Source organism: Proteiniclasticum ruminis, from assembly GCF_900115135.1.
In the GTDB taxonomy this organism is placed as follows: Bacteria; Bacillota; Clostridia; order Clostridiales; family Clostridiaceae; genus Proteiniclasticum; species Proteiniclasticum ruminis_A.
Map to the genome: position 1 here is coordinate 134,141 of NZ_FOVK01000003.1, position 20,688 is coordinate 154,828.

The 20,688-nt window shown below is 43.4% G+C and carries 17 protein-coding genes; 13 read left to right on the forward strand and 4 right to left on the reverse strand.

Annotated features, from left to right (window positions below):
* Positions 1-142 precede the first annotated feature (142 nt).
* The 3 genes from spoVG (at position 143) to BM243_RS07040 (ending at position 3,061) form a co-directional block, all read left to right on the forward strand.
* The gene (gene spoVG, locus BM243_RS07030; protein WP_074911685.1) at positions 143-439 is read left to right on the forward strand and encodes a septation regulator SpoVG; all 297 of its coding nucleotides are present in this window, start codon (positions 143-145) and stop codon (positions 437-439) included.
* A gap of 279 nt (positions 440-718) precedes the next feature.
* Positions 719-2,092: a bifunctional UDP-N-acetylglucosamine diphosphorylase/glucosamine-1-phosphate N-acetyltransferase GlmU gene (glmU, locus tag BM243_RS07035; RefSeq protein WP_074911686.1), complete on the forward strand. Its 1,374-nt coding sequence runs from the start codon at positions 719-721 to the stop codon at positions 2,090-2,092.
* Between the two features lie 12 nt (positions 2,093-2,104).
* Entirely contained in the window at positions 2,105-3,061 is a 957-nt protein-coding gene (locus BM243_RS07040; RefSeq protein ID WP_074911687.1) for a ribose-phosphate diphosphokinase, read from the forward strand.
* Between the two features lie 151 nt (positions 3,062-3,212).
* On the opposite strand, the gene BM243_RS15040 is transcribed toward BM243_RS07040, so the two are convergent.
* Entirely contained in the window at positions 3,213-3,371 is a 159-nt protein-coding gene (locus tag BM243_RS15040) for a helix-turn-helix domain-containing protein (protein ID WP_083422675.1), read from the reverse strand.
* Between the two features lie 384 nt (positions 3,372-3,755).
* Between BM243_RS15040 and BM243_RS07050 the strand changes: the two genes are divergently transcribed.
* From BM243_RS07050 to BM243_RS15240, 3 genes are all read left to right on the forward strand, one after another.
* On the forward strand, positions 3,756-4,034 hold the full coding sequence (locus tag BM243_RS07050) for a thermonuclease family protein (protein WP_074911688.1): 279 nt from the start codon (positions 3,756-3,758) through the stop codon (positions 4,032-4,034).
* Between the two features lie 571 nt (positions 4,035-4,605).
* On the forward strand, positions 4,606-5,634 hold the full coding sequence (locus BM243_RS07060; RefSeq protein ID WP_074911690.1) for a PIN domain-containing protein: 1,029 nt from the start codon (positions 4,606-4,608) through the stop codon (positions 5,632-5,634).
* Positions 5,635-6,113: 479 nt separating this feature from the next.
* Complete coding sequence (locus BM243_RS15240) at positions 6,114-6,353, forward strand: DUF6431 domain-containing protein (protein WP_177213477.1); 240 nt, start codon at positions 6,114-6,116, stop codon at positions 6,351-6,353.
* 457 nt (positions 6,354-6,810) lie between these two features.
* Here the strand turns inward: BM243_RS15240 and BM243_RS07070 are convergent, their stop codons facing one another.
* From BM243_RS07070 to BM243_RS07080, 3 genes are read right to left on the reverse strand one after another with little or no spacing between them, the layout of a single operon-like run.
* Complete coding sequence (locus BM243_RS07070) at positions 6,811-7,974, reverse strand: ABC transporter permease (protein WP_074911691.1); 1,164 nt, start codon at positions 7,972-7,974, stop codon at positions 6,811-6,813.
* On the reverse strand, positions 7,961-9,097 hold the full coding sequence (locus BM243_RS07075; protein ID WP_074911692.1) for an ABC transporter permease: 1,137 nt from the start codon (positions 9,095-9,097) through the stop codon (positions 7,961-7,963). The genes BM243_RS07070 and BM243_RS07075 overlap by 14 nt, the downstream gene beginning before the upstream one ends.
* A 10-nt stretch (positions 9,098-9,107) precedes the next feature.
* Positions 9,108-10,040 carry an ABC transporter ATP-binding protein gene (locus BM243_RS07080; protein ID WP_177213478.1) on the reverse strand — a complete coding sequence of 311 codons (933 nt, stop codon included), beginning with the start codon at positions 10,038-10,040 and terminating at the stop codon, positions 9,108-9,110.
* A gap of 300 nt (positions 10,041-10,340) precedes the next feature.
* Between BM243_RS07080 and BM243_RS07085 the strand changes: the two genes are divergently transcribed.
* From BM243_RS07085 to mazG, 7 genes are all read left to right on the forward strand, one after another.
* Entirely contained in the window at positions 10,341-11,027 is a 687-nt protein-coding gene (locus tag BM243_RS07085) for a response regulator transcription factor (protein WP_031574897.1), read from the forward strand.
* Positions 11,028-11,042: 15 nt separating this feature from the next.
* The gene (locus BM243_RS07090; RefSeq protein WP_074911693.1) at positions 11,043-12,452 is read left to right on the forward strand and encodes a sensor histidine kinase; all 1,410 of its coding nucleotides are present in this window, start codon (positions 11,043-11,045) and stop codon (positions 12,450-12,452) included.
* 11 nt (positions 12,453-12,463) lie between these two features.
* Complete coding sequence (locus BM243_RS07095) at positions 12,464-13,675, forward strand: S1C family serine protease (RefSeq protein WP_074911694.1); 1,212 nt, start codon at positions 12,464-12,466, stop codon at positions 13,673-13,675.
* Between the two features lie 171 nt (positions 13,676-13,846).
* A complete protein-coding gene (pth, locus tag BM243_RS07100) occupies positions 13,847-14,413 on the forward strand; it encodes an aminoacyl-tRNA hydrolase (RefSeq protein ID WP_074911695.1) in 567 nt (188 codons plus the stop codon).
* 9 nt (positions 14,414-14,422) lie between these two features.
* Positions 14,423-17,938: a transcription-repair coupling factor gene (gene mfd, locus BM243_RS07105; protein ID WP_074911760.1), complete on the forward strand. Its 3,516-nt coding sequence runs from the start codon at positions 14,423-14,425 to the stop codon at positions 17,936-17,938.
* Positions 17,939-18,054: 116 nt separating this feature from the next.
* Positions 18,055-19,071: a peptidyl-prolyl cis-trans isomerase gene (locus BM243_RS07110; RefSeq protein WP_074911761.1), complete on the forward strand. Its 1,017-nt coding sequence runs from the start codon at positions 18,055-18,057 to the stop codon at positions 19,069-19,071.
* A gap of 100 nt (positions 19,072-19,171) precedes the next feature.
* Positions 19,172-20,617: a bifunctional methyltransferase/pyrophosphohydrolase YabN gene (gene mazG, locus BM243_RS07115; protein WP_074911696.1), complete on the forward strand. Its 1,446-nt coding sequence runs from the start codon at positions 19,172-19,174 to the stop codon at positions 20,615-20,617.
* Positions 20,618-20,688 lie beyond the last annotated feature (71 nt).

The following is a 20,688-nucleotide window of genomic DNA, read 5'->3' on the forward strand; positions in this document are numbered from 1 at the left end:
TTCTATAATTTTCGCAATTTTCATTTTCCTGTTGCGTGTGTAATCCATTACAGTTTATAATGAGGTATAATCCTTAAATTCTGAATATTCAAAAACGGATTTCAAGGACAGTAAAGAAAAAGACAAACGAAGGAGGTTCTTTATGAACATTACAGATGTACGAATCAGAAAAATCGCTGCGGACGGCAAAATGAAAGCCATTGTCTCAGTCACCTTTGACAACGAGTTTGTGGTCCATGACATCAAAGTCATCGAAGGCCAGAACGGTCTCTTTATCGCTATGCCATCGAGAAAGACACCTGATGGAGAATTTAAGGATATCGCTCATCCCATCAACACACAAACAAGAGAAGCTCTTCAGTCCTCCATTCTTAAAGAGTATGAGAAGGTAAGACTGGAAGAGGAGCCCATCGTGGATGAACCCATTGCCATCGATTAACCTTTGAAAATAACCCTGCGGGGTTATTTTTCGTTTTCTCTGTTCCTTCGGGATCTTATTGATAATTCATAGGTGATTGTATCTATTTCCTTACTTTTTTGAAGGGATTGCCATTATTTTTGACTACTAATGCATTTATGCTGTGCTTCTTGTGGAATGCCCTGAGATTGGTTGAAATAAACACGAACCTACTCTATAATAAAATAGAAAATGTATGGCTTTTGGTATAATCTGCCAAAAGCTCATTGTCATGTCGGTGAATATAATAAGAGGTGAAGTATGGGTAAATATGCACTTATCCTTGCTGCTGGTGAAGGGAAAAGAATGAAGTCTGAGACTTCGAAAGTTCTTCATAAGGTCTGCGGCAAGGAAATGGTCAATCACGTGATTGACATCATGAGGAATGCAGGATTTGAGGATGTCAATGTCATTGTTGGCAGAAGCAAAGAGCAGGTGATGGATAAAACCTCCTCTAGAAATGTGAGCTACTCTGTTCAGGAAGAGCAGCTTGGTACAGGACATGCTGTGCTGTGCGCAAAGGACTTTCTTCAGGATAAAGAAGGAACCGTTGCCATATTCACAGGAGATGCGCCACTGGTTCGGGAAGAGACGGTAAAGGAAATGCTGAAGAGCCACGAAGAGGGAGGCTACAGCGCAACCCTTCTGACGTCGGTGATTGAGAATCCATCAGGCTACGGTAGAATCCAGCGTTCAGGAAATGACGTGGAGAAGATCATTGAGCATAAGGACTGCAGTGAGGAAGAGCTGAAGCTTAAAGAAATCAATGCAGGCATGTATCTTTTTGATGCCAAGGCGCTTCAGGAGGCTCTTCTACTTCTTAAGAATGACAATGCCCAAGGGGAATACTACCTGACAGATGTCATTGAGATCATGAAAGGAAAGAATCTGAAAGTTGGCGCGGTCATCACAGAGTTTGATGAAACTCGAGGCGTGAACTCCAGAGCTCAGCTTGCAGAAGCAGAAGCCATCCTAAGAAAGAGAATCAATGAGTTCCACATGGAAAACGGGGTAACTCTCATCGATCCCCTGACAACCTACATTGGTGCGGATGTCGTCATCGGAAATGACACCATCATTTATCCGAACAATACACTGGAAGGGAAGACCATCCTTGGCAAAGGGGTTCTTCTTCATCCAAACAACCGCATTGAGGATTCAGTGATTGAAGATGAGGTGACCATTGCCTCTTCCGTGATCCTGTGTTCTAAAGTCGGAAAGAAAACTACAGTAGGACCATTCGCTTATATCAGACCGGATTCCGTCATAGGAGAGCACGTCAAGGTCGGAGATTTTGTGGAGATCAAGAAATCCACCATCGGCAACGGAACGAAGATTTCCCACCTGACCTATATTGGTGATGCAGAGGTAGGAGAGCATGTGAACTTTGGCTGTGGTACCGTTGTGGTGAACTATGACGGCAAGAACAAATACAAGACCGTGGTGGAAGACCATGCGTTTATCGGATGCAACACAAACCTGGTGGCTCCTGTGACCGTGCATGAAGGTGCTTTTACAGCAGCGGGTTCCACCATCACAGAGGATGTCCCAAAGGAAGGCCTTGGCATCGGAAGAGCAAAACAGGTCAATAAAGAAGGCTGGGTTCAGAAAAGAAAAGAAAGCGGTAAATATTAGGAGGATAAAAGAATGTTAAAGCAGTACAGCAATTTCAAGGTGTTTGCAGGGAGCTCCCATCCAGAGCTTGCCAAGCAGATTGCAGATATCCTGGGGGTAAAACTTGGAGACAACAAGGTAGGCACTTTCTCCGATGGTGAGATTTTCGTGGAGACCAATGAAACCGTTCGAGGATGCGATGTATTTATCGTTCAGTCCACCAACAATCCTGTGAATGACAATCTCATGGAACTTCTCATCATGATTGATGCCTTCAAGAGAGCATCTGCAGGTAGAATCAATGCAGTGGTTCCTTACTACGGTTATGCAAGACAGGACCGTAAGGCAAAGTCCAGAGATCCAATTACCGCAAAGCTAGTTGCAGACCTTTTGACCACCGCAGGTGCAGACCGGGTGCTGACCATGGACCTTCATGCGGCACAGATTCAAGGGTATTTCAATATTCCGCTGGATCACCTTCTGGGTATGCCAATCATCGCAGATTACTTCATCAAGAAAGGATTCATGGAGAATCCTGATGTGGTCATCGTATCCCCAGACCTGGGGTCTGTTACAAGAACGAGAAAACTAGCAGAAAGACTTCATGCACCTATGGCCATCATCGACAAGAGAAGACCAAAGGCCAATGTATCTGAAATCATGAACATCATTGGAGATATCAAGGGCAAAACCTGTATCCTCATTGACGATATGATTGATACCGCTGGAACCATCTCCAATGCCGCCAATGCGCTGATGGACCTTGGCGCTGTGGAAGTATATGCTGCCTGCACCCATGGGGTTCTTTCCGGACCTGCCATTGACAGAATCAACCAGAGTGCCATCAAGGAACTGGTGATGCTGGATACCATCGCACAGCCTAAGAGAGATGACATGGAAAAGTTCACCTGTTTGTCTGTGGCTCCACTGTTTGCAGAGGCCATCAAGAGAATCACCGACGATGTGCCACTGTCGAAACTGTTTGACTAAGAATTTAATTTTGAACCATAGAAAAAGCCCCTTGCTCTGATCTGCTATCCGTCAAGAGGGCAGTGAAATAAAATAAAAGTATTTAGAGTGCTTGCGCACTGGATTTCCGCAAATTTAGGTTGGTTCGACATCCTATGATTTGCGGTTTTTCTTATGCTGCCATATCCAGTTCATGCTTCTCAAATGGCGTTAGGATACCGAGGTTTCTGCAGTACAAGAGTCTTTTAACCGTATTCTTTGACACCTTCAGTTCTCTTGAGATCTGTTTCTTAGATATCCCCTTATAGTACATTCTTTTGACTGATACCAATCTTGAATTTCCTTCACCTGCTTGTCCTCCTTAGAATGCTAATAGCAACATTCTAAGGATAATATCATCTTGTGAAGGAACAACTTACAACGTCAAAAAAGGGTCAATATTCAGTGTAAATCGATATTCGGACTATAATCGCAATTATTTTCATCGTCGTATCCGTCTTCATCTACAAAGCTAGCAACAAGAATGAGATTTTAGATGCAGCAAAGGCCGTAGTGAAGAAAATTCTTCATCAGAAGTATTTACATGTTTGATGTACTGGAAAATCAAAAAACCTCAAGAATCGATTTCTGAAGAAACCAATAACGGAGATTTCTTGAGAGCGACTATTCTAAGAGTAGTAGATAGAGATGCTTTTGAATTAACGATGGAGAAAAAATGAGGATCATCGGTGTAAACACTCCAGAATCCTCAACCACAACAGAACCCTATGGAAAAGAAGCCGGCAACAATATAAAGGAAATCACGAAGGAAACCATCACAAAGTATATGTTCAATGCTCATCTGCTCCTGGAAAGTTATGGCCAGCCTTATACATCCCAACCAGATTCAAAGTACGCAGAAACATTCATAGAGTTTGCCAGAGAAGCAAGAGAAAATGAGAAGGGACTTTGGAATATTAATCCAGAAAGTACTACAAAAGGTGCGGATTTCTAATATTATGAAGAGGATATATTTGAGATGGAAAAATCCATAGAACCAGCTACAGCAGGCTTAGGTAACTCATGGCTGAAATCATACGGACTTAATAACAAGTTAGAACAAGATGCTCTAAGTTCAGAGATAGATAAGGTTCTTATATATTATTTTACAAAGAATAGAGGAGGAGGCCACAATCGACCTGACGCAAAATCTACTATATACAAGAAGAAAACTCTGACTATCACCTTATACTCATAGAATATAAAGGTTATGGAGGTAAATCAGAAAAGATTGATTCTGATGTCCAAGTGGAAAAGATAACTTCATAAAATGAACCTAATTTCAAAAATAACAATTCTTACGCAGTTAATGGAGAAAGTCAGCTAAAGAGAGTATTTACAAGATTTTTGTATTTCTATCTGTTATATTACTTACAAATACGGTATAATTACATAAGGCGGATTAAGTTAATAAAAATTATTAAGATATTATCTAAAGATACACTAGTATATGATTTATTGATTAGTTTTTTTCATTAATGGAATAAGTATGGTAAAGGTAAAATGTATATTGGAGATGATTTAAAATGAAAAATTTGTTTATTGATACAAATATATGGTTGTCATTGTATCACTTTACTGATAATGATTTATCGCAATTTGAAAAATTAAAATCATATATTGGTGACAGTATAAATTTGATATTAACTAGACAAGTATATGATGAAATTATTAGAAATAGAGAAAATAAGATAAAGAGTGCACTTGGTGATTTTACAATTAAAGCACCTCAGTTCCCTGCGTTCGCAAAAGGATATGAGGAATATCATTTTTTTTGTAATGAAATGAAAAGTATTATCCAAAAATACAAGGCGTGGAAAAATAAAATAGATGCAGACATCATAAAAAATGAACTTCCAGCAGATCTGACTATACAAGCTTTTTTTAATGAGGATAATCTTATTGAATGCCATGATATTGTTGAATTAGCATATATGCGATACAAAAAAGGTAATCCTCCTGGTAAAGATAATAAATATGGAGATGCAATTAATTGGGAATGTTTACTGAAGAATGTACCTGATAATGAGGATATTTATATTATAAGTTCAGATAAAGATTACAGATCTATAATTGATGAAAGAACATTCAATCCATTTTTAAAAAATGAATGGAAATTTAAGAAGCATGGAGATGTTTACTTTTATTCTTCTTTGGTTGGTTTTCTAAATGAGCATACTGAAAATATTAAATTAGAAACGGAAGTAAAAAAACAAGAATTAATAAGTGCTTTAAAAGAAAGTCATAATTTCCAAGAAACACACGGAATTATCGCAATGCTGAGAAAGTATTCTGGTTGGACAGATGACCAAATAGAGCAACTATGTAATTGTGTTGAAGATAATAACCAGGTTGGATGTATTTTATTTGATTCTGATGTAGAAGAGTTTTATACTGAATTATTAGGAAATTTTGAAATCAAAAAAAAATTAGATAGTCCTATTTATTGTGTAGCTCAAAAGTTGTATGCGGAAAAAATGATTCAAGAAGAAAGTGCTAGGGAAGAATCAGAAGTGGACAGAATGGATGCACTAAACGAGTACTTTAATCATTAGTTCTGAAGGGTTTTAATTGTTATATTTATTGATTGTGAGACTAGAACGTTCAAATATATTTGAATAAAAAGACGATAGAAATAAACCTCTATCGTCTTTTTGTATGCCAAACACAGGAGGAAGACATGAATAGGATTAGAAGTCCAACTTAATACATAAGAGTAAACCAAACCCAATTAGAGCGATTAAGCGTATAATCTTGGTCGCTTTTTTGTTCGAAAATTAAGATGAGAAACGCTTTATGCAAAGAGAATGGTGTTTTTGCTCTCGTGAAATGACATAAATATGACGGAGTTGTTTGTCCGTTAATAGACGAATGCACTGTCCTTAAGAATACTTAAGGAGAAATAGAAAGAGACCCTTCCACCTCATGTTACCCAGAGTGTTTGGAAGAGTCCCTTACTAACTTAATAGCATCGTAATTATAACAAACTTTAAATTTGAATGGAATAGTGAAAAGAGTGTTTTTGGTTAGGAGTATGGAGAAAAGTGTATGCCCAATCTGTATGGGAGAACTTGAAATAATAGGGTCTAGAAGGCGGTACTCGATAGAAGCTACTGGAAGTAGACAAACCCTTGTTGTTCGAAGAATGAGATGTCCTAACAACGTTTGCAGGAAGATCCACCACGAATTACCTGATATCCTAGTTCCTTATAAATACATGCAGCTGAGATCCTGGAGAAGATCATCGAGAAGGATACTCAGGAGGTTCCCCTAGAAGAATCCACCATCCACAAAATTAGAAGCTGGTTCTATCACAGAGCGGACGCTCTGGTGGGTGGTTTGATTGGTGTATATACCGTGCTCAAGAAGGCTGCTGGGATTGATATGTCCACTCTTCCCAGATCCATACTCTCAAGGATATATTTCTTTGTGGACAAGTCTTCAGGTTGGCTGAAGAGGCTCGTCCGAATACTGGTAAATAATAATCTGTGGATACATACCCAGTCCCTAAAGGATGCATAATCTACTCTTGCAATCTCACTTGCTTCTGTTGAAGATATCTCTCCCTCCAAGTACTTCTATACGAGCATTACTTATTCTTCTGGCGATGCCTTTGTTGTGTGTGCCATAATAAATGCTCCCTTCATGATGAACAGTGTTTTTCTTTTTCACTGTCTCTCTTAAAAGGAGCATATCACTCTTGTGCCGCAGGGGCTTGTAGTATAAATTTTCTAGACCGATCGGGCGATTTTATGTCTCTGACCAAAGTAGAAAGCCAGAAGAAAGAACAAAACACCAAAGGCTGCCAGAACCAGCATATGGATATAAATGTCCGGATTCATGGTGGAACCAAGAGTGGCGATGAGCTCATTGGCTGTGACATAATAGTAGGTTGGTGTGACCCTTGCCAAGGTGAGCACCCCTTCTCCAAGAAGCGCCTGAGGCACAAATACACCACTGATGAATGAAGGCCCCAGAGAAACCACATTGCTGACAGCCGTGATGGCGTTTCTGCTTTTCAGCAGGGTACCTACAAGAAAGCTCATCCCCATGGAAGTGAAGGCCAGGATGAAGGAATTACCCATGTGCAGCAGTGTTTTGTCATCCAGTACCGCATTTCTGTTCACCAGAAAGTAAAAAACATTGAGAAGCATAAAGGTCAGCAGCGTAAAGACCCCTAAGGACAGCACTTTCTGGAGCTGTATGGAAGACTTTTTCAAAGGAGAGATTTCTGTGCGCCTTCGTAGAGGGAGATCTCTCCAAAGAAGCATGATGATGCTGGTGCCTAGCACCAGGATCGACACCATGGAATAGGACATGTAGTTATAGTAGAATCTCGTATAGCTGCTGGGCTTTTCTCCACCATAGGTTTCCACCTTTACGGGTGTTTTCACAGAAAGGGTGGATACTGTCTTTTCCAGCACTTCCGGAAGAGAGGCATCCGGCAGGCTTTCTCGATAGACTCTTGCGGTGTTGAAAAAATTCTCTATGGAAAGATCCGTGTAGATGTTGGTGATGGCATCGGGCAGTGTCTCTTTTACAATGGGGAGAGGTTCTCCATTTAGAAAACTATCCGTGAACCCTTCCGGGATTCTGATGACGTAGGTGACAATGCGGAAATACAGGGCATCTGCCAGAGTTTTTTCCTCATCTTTCACTGTTACCAGATAGGCATTCTCCTGTAGATACTCTTCAAAACTCCTTGTCAGAGGGGTATCCTCTTCCAGGAAGAGAGCCACTGGAGTTTTCACCGTTTCAAAGGAAGCATACTCTGCTTCCTGCTCTGAGGAGTTTGAGGCAAAGAGCAGGGAAAGACCCAGGAAGATTCCAAGATAGATGAGGATGGAAGGCGCATTTCTCTTTAATACTTTCATGCTGACGTTAAATACTTGCATAGCGGCGCCTCCTTAAAGATAGATAAGTGCCCAGTCCAAAGACGATGGTCATCACAACAAGAAGTGCGAGGTTCTGGAAGTATCTGCCCATGTCTGTGAAATAGTAGAGAGAGTAGAAAGAATCCGTGATGAGGTTTACTGGGTTCAGGTAGGCAAGCACCGGGGCTTTATCATAAACAATGTACTTCATCTGAGCGTACATCATACCAGCCAGGAAAGAGCCCCCCATGGTCACAGCCACAATGACTGCAGCTTTCATGTTCTCGTTTTTCTTCACCAGGCTGCTGATGAAGGAGCCAAAAGTGATGCCTGTGAGGGTGCCTGCATAGGCTGTGAGCACAATGTAAAAAGCCCGATCTCCAAAGTCGATGCCAAGGACATAGGCAAGAAACAGAAGGAGAATGGAGGTGTTCACAAGAAGCACAGTGTAGGATGCCAGTGAGCTGGCCGCAAAAGCCTTCAGCTTGTGTACAGGAGCCACCTGGATTCTTGCTGCTCGCATGCTGATGTTTGCTTCGATGTCTGTGATTTCATCGCTGCCGAAGAATGCGCCGTACATACAAGCCATGGCGATAAGGGAATAGAAGTAATTGAGGATCTGGCTGGGTGGCGCTGTGCTCTTTTCTTTTTCAATGGTATAGGTCACGGACTCCCCCAAAGCTTTCACGAAGCTCTCCATGGATTCAGGGTTAATCATAGAGACGCTTTTGATCATCGAGAAGCGCTGGTTCACCTGGTCCAGGAAAAGACGCAGGATATTCTGGGAGAGGCCGGAGGTTTTTACGGTCATGGCGATGGGATCTCCCACCAGAAAATAACCGTAGATGTCTCCACTTCCAAGGAGCTCTTCCGCTTCTTCCAAGGTTACCTCGCGGTATGTCAAAAGGGGCTCTTGGCCGCTGGAAACTTCCTTTAGCACCTCTTGAAAGAAGCTGTTTTCCTGATAGGCTGCATCTGCCACCACAGCGGTGGCGATGGGGTCAAAGGCTTCTGCGCGGTCCAGGTTCTGGAAAGCCAGATGGAAAAACACAGAGAGGAGAATGGGGAAGGCAAGGGTCCAGAAAATCATCTCCTTTGTCCGGAGAAGCTTTTTCAGCCTGTATTTATAAACATGCATAAACATTTTCATCACCTCAATCCCGGAGTTCTTTTCCGGTGATTTCCAGGAACACGTCGTTTAGAGTGGGCATCTCTGAATGGATATTGTTGTAGGGGATCTGCTCCGCTTTTAAAAATGCCAGAATGCTCTCAAGTGTTCCATTTTCCTCAGAGGCTCTAAGGGTCACAAAGGTTCCGTTTTTCTTCACTTCTGTCACGTGGGGAAGAGAGGCAAGCTTTTCCAGCTGAGCCTCCTCGATGGTGGAGGCGTCAAAGGATATTTTACTGCCCAGATGGATCATGGATTTCAGCTCTTCCTTGGTACCTGTAGCAATGGCTTCTCCTTTATCGATGATCATGATTCTGGAACAGATGGTTTCCACCTCCTCCATATAGTGGGAGGTGTAGACGATGGTGGAGCCTTCCTTGTTCAGTTTCAAAATCCCTTCCAGAATACTGTTTCTGCTTTGAGGGTCTACAGCCACGGTGGGTTCATCGAGAAAAATGAGCTTTGGCTTATGGGCAATACCGCAGGCGATGTTCAGTCTGCGGAGAAGTCCTCCGGAAAGCTTTTTTGGCAAAAACTTTCTGAACTCCTGAAGTCCTGTGAAGTCCAGTGCCTCTTCCACCAGTTTTTTTCTTTCTAATTTGTCCGAGACATAAAGACCGCAGAAGTAATCGATATTCTCGTACACCGTGAGCTCATGGAAAACGGCCACTTCCTGCATGACAACGCCGATGTCCTTTTTGAGATCATAAGCATCGGGCTGCATCTCCTTGCCAAAAATCCGGATGCTCCCTTCCTCAAAGTCCAGTAGAGACAGCATACAGTTGATGGCTGTTGTTTTTCCACTGCCATTGGGGCCGAGAAGTCCAAAGACTTCGCCTTCTTCAATATGAAAAGAGAGGTTGTTCACTGCCACGAGAGGACCATAGCTTTTTTTCAGATTGGACACTTCAATTATCATTAGGCTCACCTCAGTATGTTAATTTTTCAACTATTATATCGTATTCATGTGTATTCCACATTAAAATGAGGTGAAAATATGTAAAAATCAGAATATGGATATCCTCATGAACCGGATGTTCATGACAGTGATAAAGGATGCCCTTTGAATGTTAATACATTAGAATAAGTATAATCTGTTAATAATCAGGGGGATAACATGAAATAATTATGAAGAGCGAGATTTTAAGCCGTTTTTATACTATCATAGAGATAGATTGATTCACATGAGCTGAATCTAAACGAGAAAGGGGAATGTAACATGGAAGGTAAAATTGGTAAAATTCTGGTAGTCGATGACGATGAAAACATCAGCGAAGTCCTTAAAATGTATCTCCAAAGCTCAGGATATGATATCCGTGTAGCAGCAGATGGAAAAGCAGCCCAGGAAGTGTTTGTGGATTACAAACCGGATCTGGTGCTTCTGGATATCATGCTGCCTTATATAGATGGTGTGGATGTTCTCAAATGGATCAGAAAAGACTATGACACGCCTGTCATCATGCTCACAGCAAAGGGAGATACCTTTGACAAGGTTCTGGGCCTTGAACTGGGAGCGGATGACTATATGGTGAAGCCTTTTGAGCCAAAGGAAGTTGTGGCCAGAGTAAAAGCAGTCATGAGAAGATTCAACACAGACGGCGGCGGAAAAGAAGTGCTCAATTTCCCAGAACTGAACATCGATGTCAATTCCTACAATGTGGTCTATAAAGGCCAGGATGTAAAAATGCCACCGAAGGAGTTTGAACTTCTTTATCACCTGGCTTCCAACAAGAACCGTGTATTCACCAGAGAGCAGCTTCTCTGTGAAGTATGGGGATATGACTATCCAGGAGATTCCAGAACAGTGGACGTGCACATCAAGCGTCTTCGTGAGAAGCTTCATGGCGGACCGAACTGGCAGCTGGAGACCGTATGGGGCGTTGGCTATAAGTTCGAAGTCAAATAGTAGGGAGTAATAACTATGAAAAACAGTTCTCTTGTAACAAAACTCGTTGCAACCTTTGCCATGGTTGTAACTGTAGGGTATGTTCTGATAGCTGTTGTTCTTTCACTATGGTTCCAAAGTTATTTTCTGGAAAAGAACAGGGCGGACCTGGAGGAGACAGCAATTCTTGCCTCCTCCAGTGTCCCTTTATATCTTAATAAGGAAATAGATGATACGGAGCTCATGCGAAACCTGTCTCTCGTGAAAGGTGTTGAAAAAGGGGATATTCTCCTGGTGGACGCTTCCGGGTATATTTTCTTCGTGACCAACGAGGCTTATGAAAGTCTCATGTTCACAAGATTCAGTTTTCCTGACAGGGACCGGCTGGTAGAGGGCAATTCTATTGAAATCAATGGGGAGATGAACCCCATCACGAAAGAGGAGATGTCTCTTTATATCAAGCCCATTCAGAACAATGGCGTTTATCAGGGAGCGATTGTGGTGTACACACCCCTGCAGTCCATAGAGGCACCTCTACGTGAAATCTATCTCAGAATTTGGAGTATCACAGCGCTTGCTGTGATTTTGTCGATTATATTCATTTATTATCTTGCCCAAAGGATGCTGTTCAGGCCTCTGGCAGAACTGAACACCATCGCCAGGAAGATTTCGAAGGGTGAAGTGACGCAAAGAGTTCTTGTGACTTCTTCTGATGAAATCGGCCAGCTTTCAGAGTCTTTCAACTCCATGGCGGAGTCTCTCGAGGAAACGGACAAGAACCGTCGTGACTTCCTGTCCAATATATCCCATGAGCTGCGCTCTCCCATCACATCTATCCGTGGGTTCATCGCAGGGATTCTGGATGGGATCATCCCCATGGACAAGGAGAAGTATTACCTGAAGATTGTCTATGATGAGATCCAGAGGCTCACACGTCTTGTGAATGATCTGCTTGATCTTTCTGCCATGGAATCGGGAAAATTCTCCTTCAAGCTGACTGAGCTGGACATCAATGAGATTGTGAAGGTGTGCATCACCCGGTTTGAAACAAAGATTGATGATAAAGCGCTTAAAGTGAATGTCACCTTGGAGGGAGACCACCTTTATGCCGCAGGGGATAGAGACCGCCTCATCCAAGTCATGACGAACCTCATCGATAACTCCATCAAGCATTGCCCGGATAACGGGAACATCAGAGTACAGACCAGAACCAAAGGAAAGAAGGTTCTTGTCAGTGTGTATAATGATGGAAACGCCATTCCGGACCACGATATCAAAAATATCTGGGACCGATTCTACAAAGGGGATAAATCCAGGACCAATAAAGTATCCACAGGACTTGGACTTCCTATTGTTAGAAACATCATCACGCAGTTTGGTGAAGATATCTGGGTGGAGAACAAACCGCAAGGGGTTCAGTTCACGTTTACCCTCAGTATGACCTAGGAGTGTAGAACATGGAAGATAAAAACAGTCTGGACAGAGACAATAAAATAGAGAATAACGGACAGAAGGACCATGCGAAATCTGGAGAGATCCGTTACCGTTTGGACCAGAAATCAAGAATCAAGAATGGAGCCTTCCAACTGATTACGCTGTTCATTGTGGTCATTGTGACCTCAGTGACCACAGCAACCTATGTGTCCAGAAAAATTCAGGAGAATCCTCCGGTCATTGATGACAACAGCAACTTTTCCCAGATGATCCGGAAGTCTCTGGATAATTTCGGGAATGCCTTTTACGACCGAACCCGGATCCGGGAGATCTATAAGGATGTGTCCCTTTCTCTGGTGGGTGTAGCCACTAATCCGGAGCTCTTCTACGGAGACAGTTATGAGGGCGTCTATACCGGCGTTGTGATAAACTCTGAAGGGTACATACTTGTGCCCTATGATGTGACAAGTCTCACGGATTCAGAAATTTTTATCAGAACAGACCGTGACAATGACAGAATCTATCAGGCTGAGGTTGTCGGGAGAGATACCGCTTCCGGGCTGGCTGTGCTTCAAGTAGAAGGGTTAGGTTTAAGACCGCCGAAGTTTTCCGATTCCAGTACAGTGAAAGTGGCCCAGTCGGTCATCGCCATGGGCAATCCCTTCGGAGACAGTGATCGGGGGACATTGACCTTTGGGGTGGTGTCCACGGTGAATAAAGCGTATCCCATCCTCTCTTATGACAACCGGGATGTGAAGGTGTTCGGCATCGAAACAGATGCCAAAGTAACGCCGGGCAACAGCGGAGGAGTGCTTCTTAATATGAACGGAGAAGTGGTGGGCTTCAACAGCTTGAGGCTTTCCAGCTCATCAAGAAGCGGTCTTGGCGCAGCCATCACGGCCAATGAGGCAAGAAATATTGCAAGGTCCCTTATCAATTCAGGAGAAGACCTGGTTCCCTTCATTGGGGTCTATGGAGATCTGATCCCTGAAGTGGAAGGAGAAGAGAGCGGATTCTATGTGCAGAGAATCGCACCAGAAGGCACTGCTGACCGTGCGGGTCTAAGACCTACCGACATCATTCTAAGCATAGACAATCTGCCCATCGAAACCAGCACCACCATAGAAGAGTACATCAAAACCAGAAAAGTGGGGGATGTTGTAAAAATTCGTTTCAGGAGGGTTTCAGAAATCATTGAAGTGGAAGCCACCCTATACGGGACCAGTGTGGACTAAAGAGGACGTGAAGTTCTCTTTTTTTTTATGAACCTGACTGCTGCAGGTGTTCAATGTAGAACCTCAGATTCCTGGAGTAAGGTTTTTGTAAACAAAAAGTGGATAAAATAGTATAATGTATAGGATATGAAAAAGAACCGTTTTTTAGCGTGATAAAGGAGGAGCTGGGTGATGCACTTGATCGTTGGCCTAGGCAATCCAGGAAAAGAATATGAGAAGACCAGACACAATGCAGGATTTATGGTCCTGGATGAACTGGCAAAGAAGCTGAATGTTCAGTTTGATAAAAATAAATTCAGAGGCAAGGTGGCAGAAGGAAGAATTGGCACAAAGAAAGTGATTCTTCTGAAACCGCAGACTTTTATGAATCTCTCTGGGGAGAGCATCGTGGAAGCGGCCGATTTTTATAAGATTCCCAATGAAGAAGTACTGGTGATTTTTGATGATGTGAGCCTTGATGTAGGGAAACTGAGAATCCGTAAAAAAGGAAGTGCAGGTGGGCACAATGGCATCAAAAGCACCATCCTTCACCTGGCTTCAGAAGACTTCCCCAGAATTAAAGTGGGCGTTGGGGCCCCGAAGCATGATCTAGTCCATCATGTGCTCGGAAAGTTCCAGGAGGAGGAAGAAGAGAAGATGGAGAAAACCATCTCTGCAGCAGTGGATGCAGTGCATGCGATCCTCGATCATGGGATCGATTCAGCCATCAGTGAGTATAACGGGTTTAGAGCGGAGTAGGTGAATGATGTGAGATTAGAAGGACTAAGACAGAGGCTTTATGAGGATGGTTCGTTCAAAGAGCTCCGTAAAAGCATCAAAGAGAAGAAGTTCCCAGTAGGCGTATTTGGTGTATCAGAGTCTGCAAGGGCATACCTTATTTCTACACTCTTCGGAAAAGAAAAAGACAGCATTTTCATCTTCACATCCAAGGATATGGATGCGAAGAATCTTTATGAAGATCTTCTTCTATATGAGAATGAGGTGTATTATTTCCCGGCAAAGGATCTGGTGTTTTATAACATCGATGCCATTTCGGGAGACCTCCGGTGGGAGCGTTTAAAGGTCATGAAAGCCCTGCAGAACGGCAAGAAGAAAATCGTTGTCACCACCATTGATGCGCTGACTGCAAAGTATGCGCCGTATGAGTATTTCAGAGCCTATCACTTTTCCCTGGAAAAGGGGATGGAGATCAATCTCAAAGAAGTAGGCAAAAAACTTCAAAGCGCCGGATATGTTAGAGTGGAGCTTGTGGAAGGCAAAGGAGAATATGCACTGAGGGGGGGCATCCTGGATGTCTTCCCACCTGACAGCGCCCAGCCCTACCGTGTGGAGCTTTTTGGAGATGAGATTGATTCCATCAGAACCTTTCATCCGGAAAACCAGAGAAGCATCGAGCAGGTGCCATCCTTTGAGATCTTCCCAGCAAAAGAGCTCATTCTCACAGAGGAGCGGATGAAAGAAGGCGCGGAGCGTATTGAAAAAGAGTTTCAGGACATCCTGAAGGATAAGAAGAAGCGCAAGGGATATGACAACGAAGCCTTTGAAAAGCTGAAGGGTCATGTGTCGAGCAATCTGGAATACCTCAAGGAAGGCGTGTTCTTTGAAAACATCGATGCCTATTTGCCCTTCTTTTTTGAAAAGCCCTCCAGCTTTTTTGATTTCATGGGAGAGGCCAAAATCATTGTGGATGATACAGCCCATTCTTTAGGAAAGCTGGAGTCTGTTTATCAGGAGTTTCAGGAGGATTATGATGCATTTCTTCACCGTGGAGAGATCATGCCTTCCCAAGGCAGCCTCATGCTGGAGAAAGATCTGCTGCTGGAGACCCTGAAAAATAAAGATGTAATCACACTGAACCAGTTCCAGAAGACGGAGCGTTTTTTGCCCCCAAGAAGCCTTGTGAACTTCAATCAGATTACCATCTACAATTATCAGGGACAGCTGGATCTTCTCATTGATGACATCAAAGACAGAAAACGAAGAGGATACAAAGTGGTGATCCTTGCGGGTACAAGACCTAGAGGAGAAAGACTTGTAGATATATTGAGAGACAAGGACATTGAGTCTGTCTATAAGGATACTTTAAGCACCCTGGATTATTCTGATGTTATCATAACCTTCGGAAACCAGCTCCGTGGATTTGAGTTTCCAGATATCAGGCTTTCTCTGATTTCGGACAAGGAAGTCTTTGGCGAAGCCAAAAGAAAGAAACGGAAATCTCCGAAAAAGGGCAAAGGTCTTTCAAAGATCCAAAGCTTCACTGAGCTGAGAAAGGGCGATTACGTGGTTCATGTGAATCATGGTATTGGCGTTTTTCTTGGCATCAAGCAGTTGGAGTCCTCGGGTCTTGTCCGGGACTACATAGAAATCTCCTATGACAAGAACGACAAGCTCTTCATTCCTGTGGAGCAGCTGGATATGATCCAGCGCTACATCGGTACGGAAGGGAAACAGCCAAAAATCAACAAGCTGGGCGGTCAGGAGTGGAGCAAAGCCAAGGCCAAGGTAAAACGCTCGGTGGATGAGATTGCGGAGGACCTGGTGAAGCTCTATGCAGAGCGGGAAAAGGTCAAAGGCTATCCATTCACACCAGACACCGAATGGCAAAGACAGTTTGAGGATGAGTTTGCCTATGATGAGACAGAAGATCAGCTGCGCTCCTCAGAGGAAATCAAAAGAGATATGGAACGGGAGCGGGTCATGGACCGTCTTCTTTGTGGAGACGTAGGTTATGGAAAAACAGAAGTGGCCATGAGAGCTGCGTTTAAAGCGGTGATGGACTCAAAACAGGTGGCGGTGCTGGTCCCTACCACCATCCTTGCGGAGCAGCATTATCACTCTTTTAGGAATCGTTTTAAGGGATTCCCCATTAAGATTGATATGATCTCCAGGTTCAGGGGTCCAAAAGAACAGAAGGAAACCATGCGGCGGGTAAAGGAAGGAAATGTGGACATCATCATCGGAACCCATAAGATCCTTTCAAAAGATCTGCAGTTTAAAGATCTGGGGCTTCTCATTGTGGATGAGGAGCAGAGGTTTGGTGTAGCCCATAAGGAAAAATTGAAATCCGCCAAGAAAAATGTGGACGTTTTAACTTTATCTGCAACACCAATCCCAAGAACGCTTCATATGTCTTTATCCGGAATCCGGGACATCTCATCGATTGAAACACCTCCGGAAGAACGGTATCCCATTCAGACGTATGTGGTGGAGTTTAATGAGCAGCTGGTCCGTGATGCCATCTTAAGAGAAAAGGCCAGAAGCGGACAAGTGTACTTTGTCCACAACAGAGTGGATGACATTCATGTGATGCACAGTTATCTTCAGAAGCTTGTTCCTGAAGTGATATTTGATGTGGCTCATGGTCAGATGAATGAAAGAGAGCTGGAGAATGCCATGAAGAATTTCATGGACGGACATACCGATGTCCTCATCAGCACCACCATCATTGAAACAGGAATGGACATTCAGAACGTCAATACCATCATTGTGGACCATGCGGATAAGCTCGGACTTTCCCAGCTTTACCAGCTCCGTGGAAGAGTAGGCAGAACCAACAGAATCGCTTATGCCTATCTGACCTATAAGAAGGACAAGGTGCTTACAGAGATTGCGGAAAAGAGGCTAAGAGCGCTGAAGGATTTCACAGAACTTGGGTCCGGCTTTAAAATTGCCATGCGGGATCTGGAGATCAGAGGCGCGGGCAATCTTATGGGGAAAGCCCAGCATGGTCAGATGTCTGTGGTAGGATATGATCTTTATGTGAAAATGCTGGATACCGCCATAAAAATGCTCACAGGGGAGATTCAAGAGGAAAAAGTCGATACCACCATCGACATCCGTGTGGATGCCTATATACCTTCCAGCTATATCAGCGATGAGATGCATAAGATCGAAGTCTACAAAAGAATTGCATCCATGGAGAGTGAGGAAGACTATGAAGACATCAAGGAAGAGCTGCTGGACAGGTTCAGCGACATTCCGGATTCACTCTACAATCTCATGGATATCGCCCGTCTGAAGTTCTATGCCAATAGAGCAGGGGTTCTTGAACTCAAGGACCGCATGAAAGATATCCTGGTGACTTTTGTCAGCTCTGAAAAGCTCACAGAAGAAAAAGTATCACATCTGATGAAAAAATACAGCAAACGTGTGGAATTTATCCGAAGCACCCCCGGTTTTTCAGTGAAAAACCTGGAAAAAGACCGGGATGAAACCATCATGTTCCTGACAAAAATGATGAAAGAGCTCAGTGCGCTCTAAAAGTTGCAAAAGTGGCTTAAAGACTATATAATTATGAAATGTGTCACACCATTGTAACAAAGAAAAGATATGATGAGTCTGGAACTGAAATCGAGAGTAAAAGAGAGGGAAAAAACTTGATCACTTTAAAGAAAAAAGTAGTTACGGTCCTTGCGGCTTCCGTATTGACTGCAGTCCTAGCGGGATGCGGCCTTGTGGAGGAAACACAGGAATCCATTGATGCCACTGTCCTTGCAAAAGTAGGAGATGTGGAGATCACTCAGAAAGATGTGGATACAGAAGCAAAGTCCTACATCGACAGCCTGAAGGTACAGTATGGAGAAGAAATTCTCGAACAGGAAGAAGGAAAGCAGGTCATCAAGGATCTGAAGGTGGACATTCTGAACAGTCTTGTGGAGATGAGAATTCTGGACAAGAAGATTGCAGAATCCGGTATGGAGACTGATACAGAAGAGATCACCAAGGCAGTGACAGAAAGAATTGACCAGGTGAAGAAGACCTATGGCGATGATGAAAAGTATCTGGCAGCTCTGGAAGAAGCTGGATTCAATGAAGAGACCTATAAGACTTTTGTACAGGAAGACATTGTCAGAAGCAAGTATTATGAGAGCATCATGGCAGATGTGACCGTCTCTGACGAAGACATCGAAAAATACTATGAAGACAACAAGAAGAACTATGTGACACCAGCAGGTGCTAATATCTATCATATTTACTTCGGTAATGATGATGAAGCTAAAGCTAAGGGCGAAGAAGTCCTGAAGCTCATCAAGGAAGACGGCAAAGATTTTGCTGAGATGGCAGAAGAATACGGAAAAGACCTTTCTGCAGAGGCCGGCGGACTTCTTGGATACTATGGCTATGAGAACACAGAGCTTTATGCTGATTTCATGGACCATGTGAAGAAGCTGAAGGAAGATGAAATCTCTGATGTTGTGAAGTCCACAGCAGGATACCATATCATCAAAGTGGATGGTATTCAAGCAGAAGAAGTGCAGAAGCCATTGGAGGATGTGAAGGAAAGCATCACTTCCACACTCACTGCAAACAAGAAGAGCGAGAAGTACCTTTCCACCATGGAAGAATGGAAGAAAGAGCTGAACGTCAAAGTGTATGAGGATAAAATCCGTTAATGAGATTTTGTGCCCGGGAGAAATCCCGGGTTTTTTCTTTTTCAGTCCACTCCCCGGGCTGTGCTATAATATAGCTAAGTATAGTAGTTGAGGTGAAATTATGATTCATATTGTTGGTCTTGGGCCAGGACAGAGCGATGCACTGACTCTGGGCGCGTTAAAAGCGCTGAAAAGCAATGAGGTATTTCTGAGAACAGAAAAACATCCCACGGTCTCTTATCTGGTGGAGGAAGGGATTTCCTATGAAGCGTTTGATTCAGTCTACGAAAAATCGGAGACTTTTGATGAGGTGTACAGCACCATAGCAGACCTTCTGAGCAGTAAAGGGGAGAAGGAAACCTTTGTCTATGGGGTTCCAGGACATCCGCTGGTGGCGGAGAAGTCTGTCCTTCTCCTTATAGAAAAATGCAAGGAGAAAGGCATTCCCTATAAAATCCATCCAGCAGTGAGCTTTGTGGATGCAGTTTTTGAAGCTTTGGAAGTGGATCCCATCAATGGATTCCGTATTGTGGATGCTCTGGGGATTGAAGATGAGGTGCCGGACTATCACAAAGGAACGCTCATCACTCAGGTGTTTTCTCCCTATATTGCCAGCAGAGTAAAGATTGCTCTGAATGCATTTTTGAATGATGAGGATGAAATCTTCTATATCCGTGCTGCGGGCACGGAGGAGGAAGTCATCAGAAGGATCCCTCTGTATGAGCTGGACCGCCAAAGGGATGCAGATGATCTCACCAGTGTCTATGTGCCGCCCATGGAAGGAAAATACAGCTTCTATGACTTCATGAACATTGTGAAGAGGTTACGGGATAAGGATAATGGATGTCCCTGGGACAAAGAGCAGACCCATGAGTCCTTGAAGCCCTATCTCATTGAGGAGAGTTATGAGGCTTTAGAAGCCATTGATCTTGAAGACTTTGATGCGCTCCGGGAAGAGCTTGGAGATGTGATGCTGCAGGTGCTGCTCCACAGTGCCATCTCAGAAGAGGAAGGAGAGTTCAACGTTCACGAAGTGGTGAAGGTGGTTTCTGAAAAAATGATCTACCGTCATCCCCATGTGTTCCAGAAAGACAGGGATATGACTTCAGATGAGGTGCTGATCCAGTGGGAGGCCTTGAAGAAGAAAGAAAAAGGGGAGGAGACTTTAAGTGATTCCCTCCGGGCTATATCGAAATATTACCCAGGCCTGTCCAGAGCTGAAAAAATTCAGAAAAAAGCACGGAAATACGGATTTGACTGGGATGACATCAAAGATGTGTTCCTGAAAGTGGAGGAAGAGCTTCTCGAAATCAGACAGGCATTGAAGGATCAGGATGAGAAACATGTGAAAAAAGAACTGGGAGATCTTCTGTTTGCGGTGGTGAATCTTTCAAGGTTCCTTCAGGCGGATCCTGAAATCACCATCAATGAAACATCCGATAAGTTCATTAGAAGAATTACCCGGATGGAGGAGCTCCTAGAGGCTGATCAGAGGGTCTTTCAGGATCTTCCGCTGAAAGAATTGGATGAATACTGGGAAAAAGCAAAAAAAGAAGAAAAATTCTAAAAAAAACGCTTTAAAATAAAGGGTTTCAGAGTTTTCTGTAGAATAATAACAGTAGATTCCATTATTAAACA

Coding starts and splice junctions, on each gene's coding strand:
- spoVG (WP_074911685.1), top strand. CDS start 143: ATGAACATTACAGATGTACGAATCAGAAAAATCGCTGCGGACGGCAAA.
- glmU (WP_074911686.1), top strand. CDS start 719: ATGGGTAAATATGCACTTATCCTTGCTGCTGGTGAAGGGAAAAGAATG.
- BM243_RS07040 (WP_074911687.1), top strand. CDS start 2,105: ATGTTAAAGCAGTACAGCAATTTCAAGGTGTTTGCAGGGAGCTCCCAT.
- BM243_RS07050 (WP_074911688.1), top strand. CDS start 3,756: ATGAGGATCATCGGTGTAAACACTCCAGAATCCTCAACCACAACAGAA.
- BM243_RS07060 (WP_074911690.1), top strand. CDS start 4,606: ATGAAAAATTTGTTTATTGATACAAATATATGGTTGTCATTGTATCAC.
- BM243_RS15240 (WP_177213477.1), top strand. CDS start 6,114: ATGGAGAAAAGTGTATGCCCAATCTGTATGGGAGAACTTGAAATAATA.
- BM243_RS07070 (WP_074911691.1), bottom strand. CDS start 7,974: ATGCAAGTATTTAACGTCAGCATGAAAGTATTAAAGAGAAATGCGCCT.
- BM243_RS07075 (WP_074911692.1), bottom strand. CDS start 9,097: ATGTTTATGCATGTTTATAAATACAGGCTGAAAAAGCTTCTCCGGACA.
- BM243_RS07080 (WP_177213478.1), bottom strand. CDS start 10,040: ATGATAATTGAAGTGTCCAATCTGAAAAAAAGCTATGGTCCTCTCGTG.
- BM243_RS07085 (WP_031574897.1), top strand. CDS start 10,341: ATGGAAGGTAAAATTGGTAAAATTCTGGTAGTCGATGACGATGAAAAC.
- BM243_RS07090 (WP_074911693.1), top strand. CDS start 11,043: ATGAAAAACAGTTCTCTTGTAACAAAACTCGTTGCAACCTTTGCCATG.
- BM243_RS07095 (WP_074911694.1), top strand. CDS start 12,464: ATGGAAGATAAAAACAGTCTGGACAGAGACAATAAAATAGAGAATAAC.
- pth (WP_074911695.1), top strand. CDS start 13,847: ATGCACTTGATCGTTGGCCTAGGCAATCCAGGAAAAGAATATGAGAAG.
- mazG (WP_074911696.1), top strand. CDS start 19,172: ATGATTCATATTGTTGGTCTTGGGCCAGGACAGAGCGATGCACTGACT.